Origin of the sequence: Rothia nasimurium, assembly GCF_928382285.1 — a bacterium.
Classification (GTDB): Bacteria; Actinomycetota; Actinomycetes; order Actinomycetales; family Micrococcaceae; genus Rothia; species Rothia nasimurium_E.
In genome coordinates this window covers 1-21,045 of the sequence record NZ_CAKMSS010000013.1, presented here as the reverse complement: position 1 = coordinate 21,045, position 21,045 = coordinate 1, and the positions used below count along the sequence as shown (strand labels likewise).

The window sequence follows — 21,045 nt, the reverse complement described above, 5'->3', positions numbered from 1 at the left end:
GGGGCCAGCATCAGTAAAGACACCATCAGCCGTATCACCGCAACGGTCCTTGACCAGATGAATGAATGGGCCGCCAGGCCCCTAGAAACGGTCTACCTGGCTGTGTTTATCGATGCAATCTACCTGAAAGTCCGCGAAGGGCAGGTAAGCAACCGCCCCTTCTACGTGGCTATGGGAGTCAACGTCGAAGGCGCTAGGGATGTGTTAGGAATCTGGGCAGGCCCTGAAGGGGCAGGCGAATCAGCCAAATTCTGGCTACAGATCCTGACCGAGCTGAAGAACCGTGGCACCGCTGATATCTTCTACCTGGTCTGTGATGGGCTCACCGGCCTGCCTGAGGCCGTGAATGCGGTCTATGAACGCACGATTGTGCAAAACTGCGTCATTCACATGATCCGCAATTCCATGCATTACGCCCCCAGGCAGCACTGGGAGGTGATTTCCCGGGATTTGAAGCCGGTCTATCAGGCGGTGACCGAGCAGGCTGCGCAGGCGGCTTTGGAGGCCTTTGGGCAGAAGTGGGATGAGAAGTACCCGGCTATTAGTGCTTTGTGGTGGCGTCGCTGGGAGGAATTTATTCCTTTTTTGTCGTATGAGATGGAGGTTCGTCGGGTGTTGTATTCGACGAATGCGATTGAGTCTTTGAATGCTAGGTTGCGGCGTTCTGCCAGGTCGCGTGGGCATTTTGTGTCTGAGGAGTCGGCTTTGAAGTTTATGTATTTGACGGTTCGGTCTTTGGATCCTTCAGGTGCTGGTGCTCGGCGGTGGATGACTCGGTGGAAGCCGGCGTTGAATGCTTTTGCTATTGTTTTTGGTGATCGGTTGCCGCAGGTGGCTGGTCGCTAGATTTGTTGTGGGTTTACACCGTTAATCTGACAGTCCCCACCCGGCACCTGCACAAAACTTAAAAGGTTCTTATCCACAAACATCTCAACGGTGCGTGTACGGGTTGGTTCAAGATTTGGCTCTTGTTCAAAGTACATGGACTTGCGGTAGTAAAGATCTTGTGCTGATAGATACTGGGTGGGCACTTGACCAGTGAAGGTGAAGGGGCCGGTGATGGTTCCTCTGAGGGTATAGCGGTGAGTGGGGTTGGAAGGGACGAAGTGGTGGTAGAGCTTGAAGCTAGTGTGGGTGTTGGTGAAGGCTGAGAGTTCGGTAGCGTAGGGTTGGTTGGTTTTGCGGATGTTGGTGATGGGTTCTGTGGGTGGTGCTGTGGGGGTGGGGATGCGGTAGAGGCGGGTGGCGTGGATGTGGTGGTGTTGTGTGTGGCGGGTCCAGGCGTAGAGGGTGTGGTGGGTTTCTTTCCACCAGCGGGGGCGGGGGCCGATGAAGGGGGCAGGGGTGAAGGAGGCTGCGCCCCAGGTCAACACAAGCCATGCAATAGAGAGCGCCCCCATGCAGGTAAAAATCCATGAATACGGTGCAAGCACTTCAATATAATCGAGAGCTCCGCCTATGAGCATACATAAGAAAAAAATCCCGCTGGCACCAAGAATGAATAGGTAGAGGTCCATCCAGAAGGGGTCTTTGGTGAGGGCGTAGGTGCGGTTTTTGCCTGCGCCGAGGAGAGCCCAGCCGCCAAGGCCGATTAGGGTCATAACTCCTAGTCCCAATAGCACTGTGGGTAGGTCATAGGTTGTCATTATTGTATTTATCCTTTGAATAGGTTAAAAGCTTGCCCAAATCTGTCAGCAACAAAATCATCAAGACCGATTGTTTTGGCGGCTTCCTCCCCAGCCCAGCCACCAATAACGCCACCGGCAATACCACCGACCACACCGCCAATAGCGGTGCCTACACCAGGAAGGACCGATCCCAGCACGGCCCCTAAAGCGGCACCGCTAGCAGCGCCAGCAGCAAACCCAGATCCCGTTGTAGCCACACTCGCGCCTACCGCACGGGCTCACTTTCCCCTCCGAAGAGGCTAGCAATTAATTAACTCAAATACATTGAACCTCTGCTCCCTTACGTGATTTTGATACCCCTAGACTAGATATACATATACATGCGACGGCCTACACCTTTACGTGGCATTTACGTGGCGGGGCTGTTTTCAGGCACGAAAAAACCCGCCCCCTCTAGCTCTCACTAGAGGAAACGGGTTTTTCGTCGTTGTGCGCAAGGGGGGACTTGAACCCCCACGATCTTGCGATCACTGGCACCTGAAGCCAGCGCGTCTGCCAATTCCGCCACTTGCGCATTATTCATTTTTTATCGTTGCTGAATGAGCAACGAAGATAACTATACACACACCTCCAAGAAGATGTCCAACCGCTCTTAAGTGTCCTCAACCACACACAAGCCTATAAGGCACCCAAAACCGGCGCGCGGGCGTCCGCTCCCCACCCTCAAACCCGTGAGATAGCAGGGCTTTACCAGGTTTTCCCGGGGAGTTTTTACGGTTATCCACTAGACTAGAAGCTTAGGCTGTGCGCACACCCTGCGCAGCGAATCAGCTCGAGCACCCGCAGAACACGGCGCGGTGCGCCCGTAGTTTTGTGTTGAAGGAGGCAAGCATGGGGTTCATCGACAGACTTGAACAGGGCCTAGAAAAGGCCGTGCGTGGCACCTTCAGCAAGGGCGGCACTTTTGAGCCCGTAGATATTGCCAACCGGCTCCGCACCGAGATGGACAATAAGGCTTTCTCCGTCTCGTCCGGGCGTACCATCGCCCCCAATAACTTCACCGCCGAATTTTCTGCCAGTGACTTTTCCCGAGCCCAGCAGTGGGGTGTGCCCCTGGCTGAAGAGCTCTGCGACGTGGTCATCCGCCACGCCCGCGACCAGGGCTACTCCCTGCGCGGGGCTGTGCGCGTGACCTTCTCGCTCAACAACGAGCTTGAACCGGGCAGCTTCGACGTCACCAGCGCGGTAAAGAAGATGCAGGCCCCGCAGGACGAGGCCGCCCCGGCCCCTGCCCCTCAGGCAGCACCCGCCCGCCCGGCGTCCGCCCAGCAGCAGCTCCCCACGCGCATCACCCGCCCGGCAGCGCCCCCGCGCACCGAGCCGGTGCCCGCCCACCAGCTGCCGCAGTCTCACCGCCCCGCCCCCACCCCCCAGGTGGTGCTCGACATCAACGGCGAGCGCGTAGTCGTGCGCGATCTGCCGGTTACCCTGGGGCGCGGGTCGAATGCAGATATCACCGTTGAAGATACGGGTGTCTCCCGCCGCCACCTCGATATTGTGGAGCAGGATGGTACCTACCTTGCGGTTGATCTGGGGTCCACCAACGGTTCTTACCTCGACGGTAAGCGCCTGCACGGCCGCGCTGAGCTGCGCAACGGCTCTGTGATTGAGATGGGCCGGGCCCGTATTGTTTTCCGTCTGATGGTTCGTAAGGGGTAGCTTGTGGCATCTGAAATTACCGTGACGGTTTTACGTTTCGCCTTCTTGGGCCTGCTGTGGCTGTTTATTTTTATGGTTCTTGCTGCGTCGCGCCGCGATCTGGGTGTGGGGCGTAATATCCGCACTGCGCGGGCTCAGTTTGACGAGGTGGCTGTTGATGCGCCGGTTGCTCCGGCAACTCCTGCCCACCCGGCACCGGCGGCTGCCCCGCCTGCCCGTCCGTCCCTGCTCACCATTGTGGACGGCACCCAGGCCGGGGCTACCATGCGCCTGGGCGATAGCCCGGTGACGATTGGCCGCGCCACCGATATTGAGGTGTCTTTGCAGGACGACTACGCTTCGGGCCGTCATGCCCGTCTTTTCCCGCAGGGGTCACGCTGGTTCCTTGAAGATATGGGGTCAACCAACGGTACTTTTGTGGGTGATACCCGCCTGACCCGTGCTACTCCGATTGAGGCTGGCCAGCTCTTTAGGGTTGGCCGTACCACCATGCAGCTGAAAGCCTAGTGCATGAGTATCGCTTTCCGTTTTGCGGCCCGCTCCGATGTGGGGCGAGTGCGCTCTAAAAACGATGATTCTGGCTATGCTGGCCATTACCTGGCGGTTGTTGCCGACGGTATGGGCGGGCATGTGGGCGGCGACGTTGCGTCGGCGACCACGGTGCTTGATTTGACCCCTCTTGACCGGGCAGGTTTTGAGGGTAATGCCGGGGTGTACCTGGCCGATGAGATCGTGAATGCCAATATCATCATGAATGAGCTGGTGGCGCTGAACCCGCGTTTGGCGGGTATGGGTACCACCTGCACGGCTCTGCTGATTGATGGTGACCGCATTGAGATGGCCCATATTGGTGATTCGCGCGCCTACCGCCTGCGGGACGGCGTGTTTGAGCAGGTCACCACCGACCACACCTTTGTGCAGCGCCTGCTGCAAGAGGGGCGTATTAGCCCCGAGGAGGCTGAGGCCCACCCGCACAAGAACGTGATTATGCGTGTGCTGGGCGATGTGGATGCCTCCCCCGAGCTTGAGCTTCGCACCCTGGACGCCGTGGTGGGCGAGAAATGGGTGCTGAGCTCTGACGGCCTGGACGCCGTGGTGCAGGTAGCTGAGATTGAGGCGGTCATGCGTTCCACCGGCGACCTGCAGCAGGTGGTCGATATTCTGACCGACATGACCTTAGAACGCGGCGCCCCCGACAACGTAACCGTAGTGGCCCTTCAGGTCATTAGCGAGGACTCCCTCTCAGCGGCGATTACCGCCCCGCAGCCGATTATCCCGGTGCGCAAGTACGGCAAGGACGGCGAGCTGGTGGGGGTTTACCCCACCGTGGAGCAGGAGGCCGCTGAGCCCGCCTCTAGCGACAGTGAGGCCGAAGGGGCGGACGCCGGGGAAATATTCGACGAGGACGGCGAACACCGCGCCCCCTGGCGCCGCCGCATGCCCCAGCACGCCAAGATGCGCAACGCCCTGCGTCACGGCAAGTGGCGCGGTGAATCCTTCACCGACGGCGTGCTCAACACGATGACCGTCAAGGCCGGGGTGGACGCCGCGCCCCCACCAGCGGTGAGGGGGAGGACGAGCCGACCCCGGCGTCCGTCCTGCGCCAGGAGCTTTCAGAGCGCCCCCACGACCTGGTGGGAGCTGCCGCCAATGCCACCCAGACCGGCATGATTCCGGCGGTGACAGCCCGCACGGCCCAGAACATCAGCACTCTTTCGCAGCAGCAGGCCACCCAGACCCTGGAACCCGCTGAGCTGCCCGAGGAATACCGGGTTGCCCTGAGCAACGAGGTAGCTCCGTCGCCGCACCGCTGGCCCATGCGCATCTTCGTGACTGCCCTAACCCTGGCCGTGCTGGCAGCCAGTGCCTGGAGCTTCTTCTCCTGGACCAAGACCCAGTACTACGTGGGCGTTAAGGACGACCACGTGACGGTATTCAACGGCATTAACCAGTCCCTGGGGCCGGTGAGCCTGAACAGTGTGGTGGAAGAGACCGATATTGAGGTCAGCTCCCTACCGGAGTTCTCCCAGTCGCTTCTGCGCAGCACTATCACCGCCACTAGCCAGGACGAGGCTGAGCAGATCGTGCAGAACCTGCGCGACCAGCTACCGGCTACGGTCACGCCTGGAACCGTCACCACAGCGGAGCCCACCCCGAGCGCCTCTGCCAGTGAATCGAGCGAGCCAACCCCGGCGTCCGAAACCAGCCCAACACCCGATACCAGCACAACCACCCAGGGAGGTAACTAGTGAGCACGTCATCTACCGCACCTGCGGTTGAGCTGCCCCGCTCCCGCCGCCTGACCGAGCTGGTACTCACCGTGCTCGCGGTGTTGCTCTGCCCTGCTGCCATGTACCTGGTAGACCCCGAAGCGGCCCTGGAGAACCGCATGTGGGTACAGGCTCTTACCGTTCAGGGTGTGGGTGCCCTGGTGCTGCATGCCGTTATGTATATGCGGGCCCGCTACGCCGACCCCTTTATTCTGCCGATTGCGGTGGCTCTCAATGGGCTGGGTCTAGCCATGATCTACCGTATCGACCTGACCACCACCGCTAACGCGGGGGCGGCCCAGCTCATGTGGACCGGCGTAGCCATGATTGCTTCAGCCGTGGTGCTCTTCTTCCTGCGCGACCACCGGGTACTACGCAAAGTCACCTATATCTCGCTGGCTGCCTCCATTGTCTTGCTCTTGCTGCCCCTGCTGCCGATTATTGGTACCGAAATTAACGGTGCCCGCATCTGGATTTCTCTCGGGGGCCGCACCTTCCAGCCCGGTGAGATTGCCAAGATTACCCTGGCCATCTTCTTTGCAGGCTACCTCTCAACCCACCGCGACCTCATTATGCTGGCCGGTAAGCGCCTAGGCCCGGTACGCCTGCCCCGCTTCAAAGACTTAGCTCCCATGTTTATCGCCTGGTTCGTTTCCCTGGCGGTGCTGGTTTTCCAGCGCGACTTGGGCTCGGCTATCCTTTTCTTCGGCATCTTCCTGGCCATGCTCTTCCTAGCGACAGGAAGCCTCACCTGGGTTGCCCTGGGTCTGCTCTTTGTGGCTGCTGGCGGCGTGCTGGCCTACAGCTATATTCCCCACGTCTACTACCGCATCAATTCCTGGGTCCATGCCTTTGATCCCGAGATTTACAACCAGCCCCTGGGCGGCTCAGGCCAGATTGTGCAAGGCCTCTTCGGCCTGGCCTCTGGCGGCCTCTTCGGACGCGGCTGGGGCAACGGCCGCCCCGACCTGGTCTCATATTCCAACTCAGACATGATTATCACCGCCCTGGGTGAAGAACTGGGTCTACTGGGCTTGGGGGCTATCCTCATGCTCTTCCTGCTGCTAGTCTCCCGCGGTTTCCGCGCGGCCCTGGGCACCCGTGATGCCTTCGGTAAGCTCCTAGCTGCCGGTTTCTCAGCCCTCATCGTGATTCAGCTCTTCGTGGTCATTGGCGGCGTCACCCGCCTAATCCCTCTGACGGGCCTCACCACCCCCTTCATGTCCGCCGGTGGCTCCTCCCTACTCTCAAACTGGGTCATCGTAGCCATCCTGCTCGCGATTTCTCACACCGCCCGCGCCCCGCACGTGGTGGAAGAGTTCGACGAGTCAGACAGCATCGACTACGAGGGCTACGAGCCCGAGGGCGCCACGTCTGTCATTTCTAGAATTACCGAAACCAACCGTTCAGGAGGTGCTCGCAGTGAATAAAGCTATCCGCCGGGCATGGATTGCCGCGGCCTGCGTCTTCGTGATGCTACTGGGCACCCTGACCTACATCCAATTCTTCGACGCTAAGAATCTGCAGGCCAACACCTGGAACTCCCGAACCCTCTACGAAAGCTACGGCTCCCAGCGCGGTTCTATCGTGGTGGACGGCGTGGAGATTGCCTCGTCCGTAGAGTCGAACGACGGCTACGCCTTCCAGCGCACCTACTCCCAGCCCGAGCTCTACGCGGGGCTCACCGGCTACTTCTCGTCCATCTACGGGGCAACCGGCCTGGAAGCTGCCATGAACGACCAGCTCTCGGGCAACTCCGACGCCCAGTTCTACGACCGCCTGGCCCAGATGTTCACCGGCAACACCGCCCAGGGGGCCAGCGTAGAGCTGACCATCGACAGCGAGCTCCAGCAGCTGGCCTACGACCTGCTGGACGGCCACAAGGGCTCTATCGTGGCCCTCAACCCCAAGACTGGCGAAATCCTGGCTATGGTGTCCACCCCCTCCTACGACCCCAACACCCTCTCGTCCCACAACGCCGAGTCGGTGCTGGCCCAGTACGCGGCCCTCAATGAGGACGCCAACCACCCGCTCTACAACCGCGCTATCGCGGGCGACACCTACGCCCCCGGCTCACCCTTCAAAATTATTGACGCCGTAGCCGCCCTCGAATCGGGTAAATACAATGCAGACTCGGTGATCCCCAACCCGCAGAACCTGACCCTGCCGAACACCACCGTCACCCTGCCCAACTACACCGGCAGCCAGTGCTCAACCCGCACGTCCGCCACCATCGAGTGGGCCCTGGCGCAGTCCTGCAACACCCCCTTTGCCCAAATTGCTATGGACCTGGGCGAAGAAACCATCGCCCAGACCGCAAGCAACTTTGGCTACGGGCAAGGCCTCCAGATTCCCCTGACCGTGTCACAGTCGGTCTTCCCGACCAACATGGAAGACAGCCAGCTAGCACAGGCGTCTATTGGTCAGTACGATGTGAAGACCACCCCTTTGCAGGTTGCTATGATGAGCGCAGCTATCGCGAACGACGGTGTGCAGATGAAACCCAACCTGATTAGGTCGGTTAAGTCTCACAACCTCAGCTCGCTGTACGAGTTCTCAGCTGAGGAGCTACGACGCTCCACCTCAGCCGATATCGCCAACCAGGTAACAGAGTGGATGGTAAACGGCGTGAGCAACGGTATCGCCTCGGGCGCCGCAGTGAGCGGGGTCCAGGTGGCCGGTAAGACCGGTACCGCTGAAATTGGGGACACGGGGTTGAACAACTCCTGGTTCACCGGTTTCGCTCCGGCTGACGACCCGCAGGTAGCTATCGCGGTAGTCTATGAAGGTGTAGACGTCACAACAGGGGCGCAGCTTGCTGCTCCCGCAGGTAAACAACTTTTTGAGGCGGTGTTGAACAAGTGAGGCCTTCGGTAGATGTGACTCTTGGTGGTCGCTACACCCTGACCGAGCGTATCGCGATTGGCGGTATGGGCGAGGTCTGGAAGGCGCGCGATAAGGTCTTGGGCCGTACCGTCGCCGTAAAGATTCTGAAAGAGGAATATACGGGCGACCCCGGCTTCCTGGAGCGTTTCCGCGCCGAGGCCCGCCACACCGCCCTGCTCAACCACCCCGGCGTCGCCAACGTCTTTGACTACGGCGAAGAGGACGGCTCTGCCTACCTGGTCATGGAGCTCGTACCCGGTGAGCCGCTGTCTAACATCATTGAGCGCGACAAGCAGCTACCTGCTGACCGCATCCTCAACATCATGGCGCAGACCGCCCGCGCCCTGGCAGCCGCCCACGCCCAGGGACTCGTGCACCGCGACGTGAAGCCCGGCAACCTGATTATCACCCCGGACGAGCGGGTGAAGGTCACCGACTTCGGTATCGCCCGCCTGGCCGACCAGGTCCCCCTCACCGCCACCGGTCAGGTGATGGGTACCGCCCAGTACCTGGCACCTGAGCAGGCAACCGGCCAGCAGGCAACCCCCTCCTCCGATATGTACTCCCTGGGCATCATCGGCTACGAGTGCCTAGCGGGTAAGCGCCCCTTCACCGGTGAATCGCAGATCGCAATTGCCCTGGCACAGGTCAACGATCCGCCGCCGCCCCTGCCCAAGGACGTCCCCGCCCCCGCAGCAGCGCTCATCATGTGCCTGCTCTCCAAAGACCCGGCGGACCGCCCCGAAACCGCCACCGCACTGGCGTCCGCCATTGACGCCATCCGCCGCCGCGACATCCCGGCAGCCATCAAAGCGGTACCGCCCCTGAGCAAGTTCCTGCCGCAGGGAGCAGATACCCAGGCCACCCAGGTCATGACGGCGCCCACCGCTGTAGCCCCCGCGGCTGCACGCTTCGGTTCGGGAGCCCGCTACGAGCCCGAGCCCACCACAGCTCGCGTACCCAGCGCCCCGGTCGCTTCCGCCTACCCGGCAGCTGAAACCCCGGCAAAGAAGAAGAGCCCCTGGGGCTGGGTTTCCCTGGTACTTGCCCTGCTCTTGATCGCCGCCGTTGTCTGGTTTGTACTAGCGGGAAGCAACCGCTCTAGTACCCCCAGCGACGGCACCCCCACCGCCTCGGGTACCGTCTCAACCGTCAGCGCTTCACCCACCACCGAAGAAGCCAGCGCAGCAGAGACCCCCACCCGCATTGAAATTGACTCGGCAAGCTACGAGGGCCGCCCCCTCGATGAGGTCGTCAACGAACTCACCGCCCTGGGCTTCTCAACCCGAACCACCGGCGTCACCTCTGAATCTGCCGTAGACACGGTACTCTCTGTTTCACCTACCGGCAGTGTAGAAGTGGGCGAAACCATTACCGTGCAGTACTCCACCGGCCCCAAATCAGTGACCCTACCCAGTAACCTGGAGGGTACAGACTCTGAAGAGGCCATCAACGCGATTACCGCCCTGGGCGTGAACGTGCAGATACACTTTGAAGAAAGCAGTAGTGCCCGCGAAGGAACCGTCCTACGAACCAGCCCCACCTCGGGATCCCGAGTTGAGGTAGGTAGTAGCGTAGACGTCTACGTAGCCAAGGCACCCGCAGCGAGTGCGTCAGCAACGGCCTCCGCCTCACCGAGTGCTTCAGCACCACAGTCAGATACCGCCTCAGAAGAAGCCTCACCGAGCGCTGATTCGACCGGCAACTAACTCCACCGGAAATGATGGGTGAATACATGGACCAGCAGGTTCCTGAAACTATCGATCAGCGCTACGAGGTCGGAGCCGTTATCGGCTCCGGCGCCATGGCGACCGTCTACGAGGCGGTTGATACACGCCTGGGGCGTAAGGTTGCCCTCAAGGTTCTACGGACTGAGCACGCTCAGGACGTCATCTTCCGCGCCCGTTTTCAGCGCGAGGCAGAGGCCGTTGCGGCACTCAACCACCGCTCTATCGTGGGGGTCTACGACACCGGCTCCTTTGATATTCAGGTAGGTAGCTCCGAGGTTTCTGTGCCCTTCATGGTGATGGAGCTGGTTCAGGGCACCACCCTGCGCGACGCTATGTCACGCGGCGAGGTCGACCAGGCCCAGGCACTTGCCTACGGTGTGCAGATTCTCGAGGCTCTCGACTACAGCCACAGCGCAGGTATTGTGCACCGCGATATTAAGCCCGCTAACGTCATGATTCTGCCGCAGACGGCAGAGGACCGTGAGCTGGGTGAGCCCGGTCAGATTAAGGTGATGGACTTCGGCATTGCCCGTGCCGCCGAAGAAGCCGGTGATGCCCTGACCAAGGCCAACACCGTCATGGGCACCGCCCGCTACATCTCACCCGAGCAGGCTCGCGGTGAGACCGTCGATGCCCGCAGCGATGTTTACTCAGCTGCCTGCGTGGTATACGAGATGCTGGCAGGACGTTCACCGTTCGACGCCCCGACCAATGTAGAGCTAGCCGGTAAGCACCTGAGCGAAACCCCTCAGCCTCCCAGCGCTTTCGCCTCCGAAGAGGTTTCCCCGGCCCTCGACGCAGCTGTGCTCAAGGGCCTAGCCAAGAACCCTGCTAGCCGTTACCAGAGCGCCGGTGAATTCGCGTCCGCCCTGAAAGATGCCGAGGGCGGCATAGTTTCTGGTGAGGACCAGGATCCCACCGAAGCTACCGCTGCCTTTAGTGCAGCTTCTATCGGCGCAGGGGCTGCAGCTGGCGCTGTAGCTGCCAGCTCGCGTGAGACCGAAGAAGCTGGCATTGGTAGCTTCTTTGACAATGCTCAGTCTGAATACACCGACGAAGAACTCTACGGTTACGGCTACGGCCAGGACCCGGCTAAGGCTCGCAAGAAGCGCCGCCGCAGCGCCTGGAGCAAGGCTCTCACCACTATGCTCATCCTCCTGCTGGCAGCTTTCGGTGTAGGCTCTGTGCTCTATTACCAGGCCAAGCTCAATGAGGTTCCCGTGCACGTGGTTCCCGCGGTTCAGGGCATGACCAAGGAAGAAGCCGAAACCCAGCTACGCAACCTGAACTTCACACTCAAGTTTGAAGAAGAGCACTCTGACACCGTAGAAAAGGGCTCAGTCATCAAGACCTCGCCTGTGACCGGTCTTGAGGCTGAAGAGGGTACGGAAATCATTGTGACCGTATCGTCAGGCCCTGCTGTGCTCACCGTTCCCGCTAACCTCGAGGGGCAGAGCGAGCAGTACGTACGCGAAGCCCTAACCGACGCCGGACTCGCTCCTGGCCGTACCACCACCGTCAACAGCCCCACCGTTCCTGCCGGTATGGTTGTGGGTGTAACCCCCGGCTCTGGCGAACAGGTAGACGCCGGTTCAACCGTCGATATTATCCTCTCCAACGGTAAGGTCGAGGTCCCCAACCTGGTTGGCCTGAGCCGCGATGCCGCTATCGCAGCACTGACCGCATCAGATACCCTGCTGAGCACCAATATCGAAACCGTCACCACCACCGCCCAACCCGCTGGCACCGTTATCTCACAGAGTGCCACTGCCGGAACCCTGATTGAGCAGGGTTCAACCGTGACTATTCGCGTGGCGGTTGCCCCTGTGGCAACCAGCGCCCCCAGTGCGGCAGCTACTACCGCACCGAGTGCAGCGGCTACGGCCCAGGCCACCCAGCCTGCAGCTACGGCCACTGCCCAGGCAACCCCGAGCGCAGCAGCGAGCGCAAGCGGTAACAACAACGACTAGGTCGTGCTCAACCTATAAGAAAGCCGCCCTCCCCATGTGTGGGGAGGGCGGCTTTTTAATAGGCTTTAAGGCTACCGGGCTGGTATTAGGCGGACGGTTCAATGAGAGGGGAAAGAGTCGCTCCCAGGGCAGCTGCACCTTCTAGACCGACTTCTTCTAGCCAGTTACCGAGCATGAGATAGCCACCTTCAGTAAGTACCGATTCGGGGTGGAACTGTACGCCGTGCAGGGGGGCAGTAACGTGGCGCAGACCCATGATGATGCCGTTATCGGTATTGGAAGTAACCTCTAGCTCAGCAGGCAGGGTGGCAGGTTCAACGGCGAGAGAATGGTAGCGGGTGGCGGTGAAGGGGCTGGGCAGGCCCTTGAAGACGGACTGGCCGGTGTGCACCAGCTGGGATGTCTTACCGTGCATGAGCTCGGGAGCGTGACCCACAACCCCGCCAAAGGCTTCGGCGAGGGCCTGGTGGCCCAGGCAGACGCCGAGCAGGGGCTTGTTAGCGGTCTTGGCCCACTTGATCACGTCGATGATGACGCCCGCCTCGGCAGGGTTGCCGGGGCCGGGCGAGACGAGCACGCCGTCGTGCTCCTGGGCGAGGGCGATGGTCTCGTCAAGAGTCAGTTCGTCGTTACGGATAACGGTGGTTTCAGCGCCGAGCTGCTGAATGTAACCGACTAGGGTAAAGACGAAGCTGTCGTAGTTATCGATAACGAGGATTTTGGTCATGGCACCTGCCCTTTCGTGATGGTGTCTTGATTCTATCGCACGGGGCGGGGCGGGCGTCCGGTGCTTATTGCTCTATGGTCACGTCGGTGTTGAAGGGGCTGTATTCGGCGAAGTGGGGGAAGACGTATTCCATGAGCAGATAGACGGCGGCAGCTATGAGGGCAATAGCGATGATGATACGAAGCCACAGGGGGCCGGGTAGGTGACGGAAAATCCAGGCGTACATGGGGTTCCTTGGGGTGGACGGCGGTGGTTGGCTTTAGCCGGCGATGGCGGCGATTTCTTCGGGGGCACCGGCTTCAGCCGGCTGCCAGCTGACAAATTCGGCGTGAACAATGTAGCGTTCGGTATCGCCGTAGCGGGGATGGCAGCTGGTCAGGGTGAGTAGGCGGCGGTCAGCATCAGCCGCCGGCGCTTCGGGGTTATCGGGGTTAGGGGCGATTACCTCTATCTGGTTGGGGAGCACAATCTTGTGCTCGTAGACCCGGTAGGTGTAGTAACCCTCAGCGGTACGCACGTAGATGTTGTCGCCGCTTTGGAGCAGGTCAATATTATCGAGAACCGCACCATTGGTTTGGCGGTGACCTGCCAGGGCGAAGTTGCCGTATTCGCCGGGCATCTGACTGCTGGGGTAGCGCCCCAGGCCCAGGGTGTCGAGTACGTCGGTGCCTACGCCTTCGGCGAGGGGCCGGGCGTAGTTTTGACCCAGGCGGGGAATATAGACCACGCCGTAGGCCTGCCCGTAGGCAGGCGGGGAGACTACCGGCGGATCAGCGGGGTCATAGTCGGGTACGACGTTTTCGGACGCCGTTCCTTCAGCGTCCGCCCCCTGACCGGCGGCAGCGGGGTTAGACCCCCCGTTACCGCTACTGCTGTTGAATTCTTGGATGAGACTGTCGACGGCTTGCTGCTGGGTGCGGTTGGCATCGATGTTGGTCCACCAGAGCTGCCAGGCAACGAACAGGAGCAGGATAAGACCCGCCGTAATTAGAAGTTCGCCGACGATTTGAATAACCCATTGCAGGGGGGTGCGGCTAGCAGGGGGACGCGCGCGGCGGCTAGCGGTAGGGGCTGCTGTGGTCACATCTCACCTCGGCGTGGGACAGTTACTGGGGACTGTTTAATGTTAGAACTTTTTCAGGTGCTACGGTTAAAATCGTGTCTAAACCGTAATTTTTATAATCTGCCCGGGAGCGTGCTCCCCTACTGGAGGAAAAGTGGCTGAGTCGAAGTCTATTCGTGACGAGGATTTTGAAGAGGCGGAGCTACGCCGCGTTGCTGAGTCAATGTACAGCGACGATGATTTCCCGTCGCCGACCCCCCTCTGGTATCGCGTGATTATGTTCGCCATGATCGTGATTGGCGTGCTGTGGATTATTACCTTCTACATTTCCCAGTCGGTGTACCCGATTCCGGGTATCGGTAACTGGAATATCGGTATCGGCATTGGCTTCATGATGGTGGGTCTGATTATGACCACCCGCTGGCGCTAGGTGCCGCTGTGTCTGAGAAGAAACCTGAGACAACCAACCCCTCGAACCTAGCACCGGTTGATCCGAACGAGACGCTGGATCAGCGCGCCGATATTCGTGCCGCCCGGTTTGAGACCAAGCTACGCAGGTGGGCACTGTTTGGTGTGGTTGCTGCTGTGGCTATTTATTTTGTGTGGCAGGCGGTGGCGGGCTAGGCGTCCGCTCCCCTTCCTCTATCCCCGTTACCGGCCTACGGTAGCGGGGATTTTTGTGTGCGGTAGAGGGCAACCAGCACGGTAAGGGCTAGGAGCTCTACCAGGGTTTGGGTGAGTACCGCCAGGGGCATGAGGGCGGACGCCGGTTCGTCGGCTAGGGCGGTCGATAGGCCGAGGACCAGGGGCAGTATCACGAGGGCATTCCGTGTGACGGCTGAAAAGGTGAGGGCGACCCGCTCGGGTGCGGGCAGGACCCTGCCCCAGCGTCGCAGGAGGGAGCTAGAAAGCAACCCCATATATATAGCGTATAGGGCATATAAGCATGCCAGGGGCATAAGATACGAGGCGAGCTGGGTGACGTGAACAGCATGAGCGGCCGGAGTGAGGGCAAGCACCAGCACCATCAGCGGCACCATTAAAACACTTGCTGCATCTTCAGAATATCTCTGCAGGTGCCCACCTACTCCCTGAATAAGGGCCGCGCCCAGCAGGGGGACTACCACCACCGCCAGGGCGGCTACCAGCTGCGGCAGGGCCTGCCAGAGGGTGCCGTCAGCTAGAAAATCCCCCCTCCAGATACCGGCGGAACGGAAGAGCAGAAGCCACAGAGGAATAAGGCACATCTGCGCCAGGAGCAGGAGCGGGGTGCACGACAGGAGGCGCACATGGGCGCCTCCCGCAAGACCGGTAAAGGTCATTACATAATCTACACAGGGTGCCAGGAGCACAAGTGCTGCGGTAAACACCAGAAGATCAGGCACCTGAGGCACAAACCGGTGAAGCCCCAGCAGAAGTAGCGCCACCACCAGGGGTGCTAGAAGAAAGTTGAGAGCCAGCAGGGTTTTAGTAAAACCGGTGAGCGCCCCGGGTTCCAAAAGGCCGCGGAGCGGAATCGAAAGGAAAGTGGCTAGGAGCGCCCTTTCCCTTAAAGCAACCTACCCTCCCCTACTGTAAGGCAGGGAAGGGCAGGGCTACACAACACCTATCAGCTCGAGTCCAGCTGATTTTGCACCTTGGCTTGGGTATATGCCTCAAGCGGTGTGCTTTATCTCGTCAGCGTTCTCACGCTGGGAGTCTAATTATGCTTCGGGAGCGGTGAAGGCTACATCGAGGTTGATGACGACCTTATCTGAGACCAGCACACCACCGGCTTCAACTGCGGCGTTCCAGGTGATGCCGAAGTCCTTGCGGGAGATGGTTGCTGAAACAGATGCACCGGCGCGGGTAACACCGAAGGCGTCGACGACTGCACCGGTGAATTCGCCGGTGAAGGTGACGGGGCGGGTTTCACCCTTGATGGTGAGGTTACCTGCGATGGTCAGGTCTTCGCCGTCGAGCTCAAAGGAGGTTGACTCGAAGGCCATGGTGGCGTAAGCGTCTGCATCGAAGAAGTCTGCGCTGCGCAGGTGGCCATCGCGATCAGCATTGTTGGTGTTAACAGATGCGATCTGTGCGGTTGCCTTGATGGAAGATTCTGCGATGTTGTCAGCGATGACGAGCTGGGCGTCGACCTGTTCAAAGGTGCCGCGCACCTTGGTGATGCCTGCGTGGCGCACGGTGAAGCCCACCTCTGAGTGTGCTGAGTCGTAGTTCCAGGTGCCTGCGGTGAGTTCTGCCATGATTGTGCCTTTCAAGCGGTACGGTTTGTTTTCAACAGTAATTACTTTACAAGTAAAGTTTTACCCGCGCAAGCCGTGCGGCAAAAAATTTTACAAAGAAATTTTTTACTCTCTACCCCTAAGCCTTATCTCAGCACCCCTTCGCCCGCGGCTGCAGCGTACACCCGTTCGCTCAGCCGGGCGAGCACGGGGGAACTGATGTTCCAGTGCTGCCAGTAGAGCGGCACGTCAACCGGCTGGGGGGCGAGCTCTACCAGGTCACCAGAGGCAAGGGCGTCAAGGGCCTGCACCTCGGGCAGAATACCCCAGGCGATACCACCCAGGACGGCCCGCGCATAGTCGGGTGAGCTGGGCAGGTAGAGGGTGGGTGAGCTCTGCCAGGAGTCAGGTTCCACCGCGAAGCGGTCGAGCAGCAGACCCCGGGCGGACGCGAGCCCAAAGTCCTTGCGGTCAAACTCCACTACCGGCGCAAGTGCCAACTGCTCGGCGGTGACCTGCGGGTAGGCGGGAAAGTAGCGCACCAGGTAGTTGCGGGAGGCAACCACGCGGTAGCGAATATCGCCCAGCTTCTCAACGGAGCAACCGGCGATAGGTTCGGGGCGCGATGTCAGGGCAGCCATCACCTCGCCCGACCGCAGCAGGGCGGACGAGTGGTACTCGGCTTCTCGGCGCACGTCACAGAAGATGCGGTCGCGGGCTGCCAGCTCTGCAACGGCCGAGAGAAACCAGGTGGCCAGAGAGTCGGCGTTGACGGCCACAGCTACGCTCTGCCCCTCTTCGCTACCGCCGAGTTCACGCTCCATTTCTGCGTGCAGGAATTCGCTTTGCCGGGCAATACGCAGGACGCTTTGCCCCGACTCGGTGGGAGCCACCGGGTTAGTGCGTTTAAGGAGCACCCGCCCGGCCAGCTGTTCCATTGCCTTGACGCGTTGTGAGATGGCAGAGGCGCTGACGCCCAAAATATCGGCGGCCGCGTCGAAGGTACCGTATTCAATGACGGTAACGAAGGTTTGGAGCTGGTCGGTCGTAAAGCGCATCATAAGAACATCTTATGCTATTGAAGTTTCATTAGATAGCTTTATGAATGCTGGTCACCTACGATAGATTCTCGTGACTATCGCAGAAATCCTCCCCCACGTCCTCTTTGGCATCGGCACCTCGCTCTCGCTCATTGTGGCTATCGGTGCCCAGAACGCCTATGTGCTCAAGCAGGGCATCATCGGCAAGTTTATCTGGCCCATTGCCATCTTCTGCATTCTTTCTGATGCCCTGCTCATCGGCTTGGGAGTGCTGGGGATCGGGTCCCTGGTGGACTCAGCCGCCTGGGTACTGGAGATTCTGCGCTGGGGCGGCGGGGCCTTCCTCGTCATCTACGGTGCCATGGCCGCGAAACGTGCCCTGCGGCCGTCCGCCATGACGGTCACCAGCGAAGACTCCGGGCCGCAAACCCTGGGCAAGGCCCTGCTCATTGCTGCTGCCATGACCTACCTCAACCCCCACACCTACCTCGATACCTTTGTTCTCATTGGTGGCATTGCGGCGCAGCAGGGCGACTACCGCTGGCTTTTCTACGCGGGTACGGTCACCGGTAGCGCTATCTGGTTTACCCTCCTGGCCTCGTGCAGCCGCTTCCTGCGTCCTGTTTTTGCCAGCCCCCGCGCCTGGCGCGTACTGGACGCCGGCATCGCCGCCCTCATGTTCTTCCTGGCCTACAAGGTCATGTTCGGGCACTAAGGCACCTGCCCGACCTGCAGGTAGGTATCTGAGAACTCGGTAGGGGCATCAGCGTCGTGGGTGACCACGACAACCAGATTATATTCAGCTATCTGCCGTATTTGCTGCCAGACAGCAGCACGGTGTCCAGAACCGATACCCGTGGTCGGCTCATCGAGCACGACAAGAGAATCTTGGGGCCCAAGCAGGGTACGGACGAGCGCCACCCGCCTTGCTTCTCCGCCAGACAGGGCGTTTCCCTCTCCAGCTACAGCATCACTAGATCTCCTGCCAGCCCGGGTGAAGTCTGGGAGTCCTAACTCTCTGAGCATACGGTCTATATCTTCACCAGGTAGGGCACGATCTGCCTGAATCACCTGATAGGCAGTATCAAAAATCAGATTAGTACTCTGGGGCAAATACCGCACAGTCGAAAAGGTATCCAGTGGCACTACTTCAGCATCAGCAACTGCGCGGAACCCCAGCAGGGCTTCAAGCAAACTGGTCTTGCCGGACCCGCTTTCTCCACATAGCCAGATAATTCCCCGCCTACGAGTTGCTATCAACTGACGAAGCTGACCTATCTCGATAGCTTCTTGCCCTAATTGCACCCCCTTCCCTTGCACCGCTCGTGAGGCCTCTTCCTGCTTAGCCATAGCCACACCCAGCGAAGATAGGCCGAACCCTATATCCTGCACAGTTTGAATAGAGTAAAGAGCCACTCCAATGAGAGCTACAAGACCGGAAATCACCATGTCCATTTCCTGGCCTTTATTAAGAGCTGCGTAGACACCCATAAGAACGGCTAGGAGTAAGGCTAGGAACAGGGTCTGCCCCAAATATAGGTTGCGCGTAGCTCGGTAGGACTGCACCCCTAGCAAGGACGCTCACAGCTGGCAGAAAAGCGAGAAGAAGGGTTCCTAATACCTCACGGAATGCACTCATATGACCGTCAATAGCGTAGGCCAGTTCTCCATCATCCTGCCGTGCACGAGCCGGACGTGAAGAACAATAGGTATGATTCAATGCCTCCAGAGCTATCTCAGTTTGAGCAGCCTGCTCGAGAGCTCCGTAGAGAGGATAAACCAGGTAGGTAAGCCCGCGGGATAAAAGCCAGAGCAAGCTGTAGCCCACAATGAGCAAAACCAAAGAGACAGGTTCAAAACCATCGAGAACCCAGATAAGGGCCACTCCGGGCATGGCAGAAACTACTACCCCTAGTGCTGGAGATAGCACTAAAGAGATTATTACTATCCAGGCATGCAAAGGGTTTACAGTATAAAACCGAGAAAAAGTAACAACGGAAAAACGCGAAAGAGAAATTAAAGTTTTCATTTTTACCTTCAAGACAACAAGCCGCCGCATATGGCGGCTTTAAAGAATCATGCTGTGTCTCTTTAGAAAGGCCTGCGCCATGGCACACTTACCCTCCCGCTTATCTCTACAAGCGAGTTGGTAGGATGGCGTCGAGCCTGAAGGCAAAAAATTATACGGTCATCGTTGACTTTCTGTATCTAGGAGAAAGCTAATCGACAAGCCTCCTCGTAGAGTCCATTCTGACAAACCTCCAGAGAAAAGGTCAACACCTTCTACTGCCGTGACGAGCCCGGTAGATATTTCGCACCATGACCGTGCGCCGCACCTGGCCAATGGCAGGCTCCAAGAACTCCTCCGCGTAGCGGGAATCCGTGCTAGTCTGCGCAGCAAAGTTAAGGGCAGCAAAAGCCCCCAGCACCATCGACACCTTCACCAGAACGTCCGTAAACGGAAACTGCACACCCAACAGGGTCACCTTAGAGGCCTCAAAACCCAGCCAGCTCGTAATAGTGGCATCGGGGATAGCGATCGTGCCAAACCAAACAAAAAACAGAAAAACGACCCCGGCAAAAAGTACAGCCTGAATCATCTGCACCACAATCGGAAGAAGCACCAGGTTATTCCACTCGCCCCACCTAAAATCAGCCGGGCGGCCCAAGCCCGCAGCGGGCAAATTTTCAAGCTCCTGACGCCACCTGTCCCCAGCCTGCAGAACAGCACCCGCGTACTCGGCGTCCGTAAACTCCTCCACCTTATCCCCTTTACGGGCACCCAGCAGCCGGCGGGTCTTCTCAGTTACTGTCGACGAAACAACCAGAAAGCTCAGCACCGTCAGGATAGCCACAACCTGCAGAGTACGCTGCATACTCAAAGCCGCCGCCACTCGCCAGATATCGCCGTTCACAAAAAAGAAGAGCACGGCAATCATGAGCACCGGCAGCACCTTGACCACCATGCTTGAAAGGGCAGCTAGCTCCTTCACAACCTGCCGAAGCGCCCAGTAGCACAGGGAATCCAAGCCCAGGTAAACAGCTAGGAGCGTAGCTCCCAAGATCCAGAGCACATCACCGGCAGCAAAGGCGTCAGCAACATCTGCCAGCCCCATCCAGCGGGCAGTCTGCGGCAGCATGGAGAAAGCCGCTAGAGGCAGAAGCAGCGCACCAATCAGGGTTTGGCGCCAGAAGGGCAGGGGCGCTAGTACACGCGATACGGCCCAGGGTACAACCAGAAGCAGAAGGGGTGGCACGAGGGCTAGGGCAATGAAGATGGGCGTCAGGACGCTGTCTGGCACGTCTACCGGCACACCTCCGTCCTGCGCCTCAACATCAAGCTGGGCTAGGCCCCACAGCAAAGCAAGATAGGTGAAGGAAGAAACTATAAGCCAGGCAGAAAGCGGGGCAGAACGGGCGAGAGTCCATCGTGCACGCTCTCGCGCAGGGATAACCAGCGGAGCCCCGGCGGCTCTGAACCAGGTGTGTGCTTCTTGCTCGGTGAGTGTCATACTCTGATTCTACGGGCTGAGCTGAGGGGTATTTTTAACCGCACAGTATATAAAATATTTGTTCTATTTTTGTAAAGAGTAGTTTTTGGGCACAAAAAAAGCGGGGGGTTCTAGAGCGTTAGCTCTAGAACCCCTCGCTGATTCAACCCTTGGGTTGTTATCTCAAAACCATACAGTGGACGCAAACAAAAACTCAGTTATAAAAGTGTAAGCCTTCGGACTATTAGTACCAGTCAACTCCACGGGCATTCCCCGCGTCCATACCTGGCCTATCAACC

At 59.3% G+C, this 21,045-nt stretch carries 20 protein-coding genes, 1 tRNA gene and 1 pseudogene; 12 read left to right on the top strand and 10 right to left on the bottom strand.

Features of this window, described 5'->3' with window-relative positions; all coding sequences use genetic code 11:
• Window positions 1–846 (top strand): IS256 family transposase (locus tag L6758_RS10665; protein WP_237206064.1); only part of this gene is annotated, 846 nt, incomplete at its 5' end.
• Here the strand turns inward: L6758_RS10665 and L6758_RS10660 are convergent.
• Complete coding sequence (locus L6758_RS10660; protein WP_237206063.1) at window positions 843–1,601, bottom strand: TMEM198/TM7SF3 family protein; 759 nt, start codon at window positions 1,599–1,601, stop codon at window positions 843–845. The genes L6758_RS10665 and L6758_RS10660 overlap by 4 nt on opposite strands.
• 77 nt (window positions 1,602–1,678) lie before the next feature.
• Between L6758_RS10660 and L6758_RS10655 the strand changes: the two genes are divergently transcribed.
• A complete protein-coding gene (locus L6758_RS10655; protein WP_237206062.1) occupies window positions 1,679–1,834 on the top strand; it encodes a hypothetical protein in 156 nt (51 codons plus the stop codon).
• Between the two features lie 284 nt (window positions 1,835–2,118).
• Here L6758_RS10655 and L6758_RS10650 read toward each other — a convergent pair.
• Window positions 2,119–2,202 (bottom strand) — tRNA-Leu (locus L6758_RS10650).
• Between the two features lie 317 nt (window positions 2,203–2,519).
• Between L6758_RS10650 and L6758_RS10645 the strand changes: the two genes are divergently transcribed.
• From L6758_RS10645 to pknB, 7 genes and pseudogenes are all read left to right on the top strand, one after another.
• On the top strand, window positions 2,520–3,347 hold the full coding sequence (locus L6758_RS10645; protein WP_237206061.1) for an FhaA domain-containing protein: 828 nt from the start codon (window positions 2,520–2,522) through the stop codon (window positions 3,345–3,347).
• A gap of 3 nt (window positions 3,348–3,350) precedes the next feature.
• The gene (locus L6758_RS10640) at window positions 3,351–3,854 is read left to right on the top strand and encodes an FHA domain-containing protein FhaB/FipA (protein ID WP_237206060.1); all 504 of its coding nucleotides are present in this window, start codon (window positions 3,351–3,353) and stop codon (window positions 3,852–3,854) included.
• Between the two features lie 3 nt (window positions 3,855–3,857).
• A pseudogene (locus L6758_RS11150) lies at window positions 3,858–5,596 on the top strand (PP2C family protein-serine/threonine phosphatase).
• On the top strand, window positions 5,596–7,047 hold the full coding sequence (locus L6758_RS10625) for an FtsW/RodA/SpoVE family cell cycle protein (RefSeq protein WP_237206058.1): 1,452 nt from the start codon (window positions 5,596–5,598) through the stop codon (window positions 7,045–7,047). Before L6758_RS11150 ends, L6758_RS10625 begins: the two are co-directional and overlap by 1 nt.
• On the top strand, window positions 7,040–8,482 hold the full coding sequence (locus L6758_RS10620; protein WP_237206057.1) for a peptidoglycan D,D-transpeptidase FtsI family protein: 1,443 nt from the start codon (window positions 7,040–7,042) through the stop codon (window positions 8,480–8,482). Before L6758_RS10625 ends, L6758_RS10620 begins: the two co-directional genes overlap by 8 nt.
• Complete coding sequence (locus L6758_RS10615; RefSeq protein WP_237206056.1) at window positions 8,479–10,212, top strand: protein kinase domain-containing protein; 1,734 nt, start codon at window positions 8,479–8,481, stop codon at window positions 10,210–10,212. Before L6758_RS10620 ends, L6758_RS10615 begins: the two co-directional genes overlap by 4 nt.
• A 26-nt stretch (window positions 10,213–10,238) precedes the next feature.
• A complete protein-coding gene (pknB, locus tag L6758_RS10610; RefSeq protein ID WP_237206055.1) occupies window positions 10,239–12,203 on the top strand; it encodes a Stk1 family PASTA domain-containing Ser/Thr kinase in 1,965 nt (654 codons plus the stop codon).
• An 85-nt stretch (window positions 12,204–12,288) separates the two neighbouring features.
• Here the strand turns inward: pknB and L6758_RS10605 are convergent, their stop codons facing one another.
• From L6758_RS10605 to L6758_RS10595, 3 genes are all read right to left on the bottom strand, one after another.
• Window positions 12,289–12,930, bottom strand: a complete 642-nt coding sequence (locus L6758_RS10605) for an aminodeoxychorismate/anthranilate synthase component II (protein ID WP_237206054.1) — start codon at window positions 12,928–12,930, stop codon at window positions 12,289–12,291.
• A 64-nt stretch (window positions 12,931–12,994) separates the two neighbouring features.
• The gene (locus L6758_RS10600; RefSeq protein WP_185173726.1) at window positions 12,995–13,156 is read right to left on the bottom strand and encodes a hypothetical protein; all 162 of its coding nucleotides are present in this window, start codon (window positions 13,154–13,156) and stop codon (window positions 12,995–12,997) included.
• 33 nt (window positions 13,157–13,189) lie between these two features.
• Window positions 13,190–14,014, bottom strand: a complete 825-nt coding sequence (locus L6758_RS10595; protein WP_237206053.1) for a class E sortase — start codon at window positions 14,012–14,014, stop codon at window positions 13,190–13,192.
• Between the two features lie 133 nt (window positions 14,015–14,147).
• Between L6758_RS10595 and L6758_RS10590 the strand changes: the two genes are divergently transcribed.
• Together L6758_RS10590 and L6758_RS10585 are read left to right on the top strand one after the other, a co-directional pair.
• On the top strand, window positions 14,148–14,423 hold the full coding sequence (locus L6758_RS10590) for a cell division protein CrgA (protein WP_237197782.1): 276 nt from the start codon (window positions 14,148–14,150) through the stop codon (window positions 14,421–14,423).
• An 8-nt stretch (window positions 14,424–14,431) separates the two neighbouring features.
• Window positions 14,432–14,617, top strand: coding sequence for a long-chain fatty acid--CoA ligase (locus tag L6758_RS10585; RefSeq protein ID WP_237197780.1), 186 nt, complete (start codon window positions 14,432–14,434; stop codon window positions 14,615–14,617).
• Window positions 14,618–14,652: 35 nt separating this feature from the next.
• On the opposite strand, the gene L6758_RS10580 is transcribed toward L6758_RS10585, so the two are convergent.
• From L6758_RS10580 to L6758_RS10570, 3 genes are all read right to left on the bottom strand, one after another.
• Window positions 14,653–15,315 (bottom strand): arsenite efflux pump, encoded by a 663-nt coding sequence (locus L6758_RS10580; RefSeq protein WP_237206052.1) that lies wholly within the window; start codon window positions 15,313–15,315, stop codon window positions 14,653–14,655.
• A gap of 381 nt (window positions 15,316–15,696) precedes the next feature.
• Complete coding sequence (locus L6758_RS10575; RefSeq protein ID WP_237206051.1) at window positions 15,697–16,236, bottom strand: YceI family protein; 540 nt, start codon at window positions 16,234–16,236, stop codon at window positions 15,697–15,699.
• Between the two features lie 125 nt (window positions 16,237–16,361).
• Entirely contained in the window at window positions 16,362–17,276 is a 915-nt protein-coding gene (locus L6758_RS10570) for a LysR family transcriptional regulator ArgP (RefSeq protein ID WP_237206050.1), read from the bottom strand.
• Window positions 17,277–17,346: 70 nt separating this feature from the next.
• Here L6758_RS10570 and L6758_RS10565 point away from each other — a divergent pair, with 70 nt between their 5' ends.
• Window positions 17,347–17,970, top strand: coding sequence for a LysE/ArgO family amino acid transporter (locus L6758_RS10565; protein WP_237206049.1), 624 nt, complete (start codon window positions 17,347–17,349; stop codon window positions 17,968–17,970).
• Here L6758_RS10565 and L6758_RS10560 read toward each other — a convergent pair.
• Together L6758_RS10560 and L6758_RS10555 are read right to left on the bottom strand one after the other, a co-directional pair.
• On the bottom strand, window positions 17,967–18,704 hold the full coding sequence (locus tag L6758_RS10560) for an ATP-binding cassette domain-containing protein (RefSeq protein WP_237218650.1): 738 nt from the start codon (window positions 18,702–18,704) through the stop codon (window positions 17,967–17,969). The two genes, L6758_RS10565 and L6758_RS10560, sit on opposite strands and share 4 nt — an antisense overlap.
• Before the next feature lie 824 nt (window positions 18,705–19,528).
• Window positions 19,529–20,767 carry a hypothetical protein gene (locus tag L6758_RS10555; RefSeq protein ID WP_237206047.1) on the bottom strand — a complete coding sequence of 413 codons (1,239 nt, stop codon included), beginning with the start codon at window positions 20,765–20,767 and terminating at the stop codon, window positions 19,529–19,531.
• Between the last annotated feature and the right edge of the window lie 278 nt (window positions 20,768–21,045).

Coding starts and splice junctions, on each gene's coding strand:
- L6758_RS10660 (WP_237206063.1), bottom strand. CDS start 1,601: ATGACCCTAATCGGCCTTGGCGGCTGGGCTCTCCTCGGCGCAGGCAAA.
- L6758_RS10645 (WP_237206061.1), top strand. CDS start 2,520: ATGGGGTTCATCGACAGACTTGAACAGGGCCTAGAAAAGGCCGTGCGT.
- pknB (WP_237206055.1), top strand. CDS start 10,239: ATGGACCAGCAGGTTCCTGAAACTATCGATCAGCGCTACGAGGTCGGA.
- L6758_RS10605 (WP_237206054.1), bottom strand. CDS start 12,930: ATGACCAAAATCCTCGTTATCGATAACTACGACAGCTTCGTCTTTACC.
- L6758_RS10600 (WP_185173726.1), bottom strand. CDS start 13,156: ATGTACGCCTGGATTTTCCGTCACCTACCCGGCCCCCTGTGGCTTCGT.
- L6758_RS10580 (WP_237206052.1), bottom strand. CDS start 15,315: ATGACCTTTACCGGTCTTGCGGGAGGCGCCCATGTGCGCCTCCTGTCG.
- L6758_RS10575 (WP_237206051.1), bottom strand. CDS start 16,236: ATGGCAGAACTCACCGCAGGCACCTGGAACTACGACTCAGCACACTCA.
- L6758_RS10570 (WP_237206050.1), bottom strand. CDS start 17,276: ATGATGCGCTTTACGACCGACCAGCTCCAAACCTTCGTTACCGTCATT.
- L6758_RS10560 (WP_237218650.1), bottom strand. CDS start 18,704: ATGGTGATTTCCGGTCTTGTAGCTCTCATTGGAGTGGCTCTTTACTCT.
- L6758_RS10555 (WP_237206047.1), bottom strand. CDS start 20,767: ATGACACTCACCGAGCAAGAAGCACACACCTGGTTCAGAGCCGCCGGG.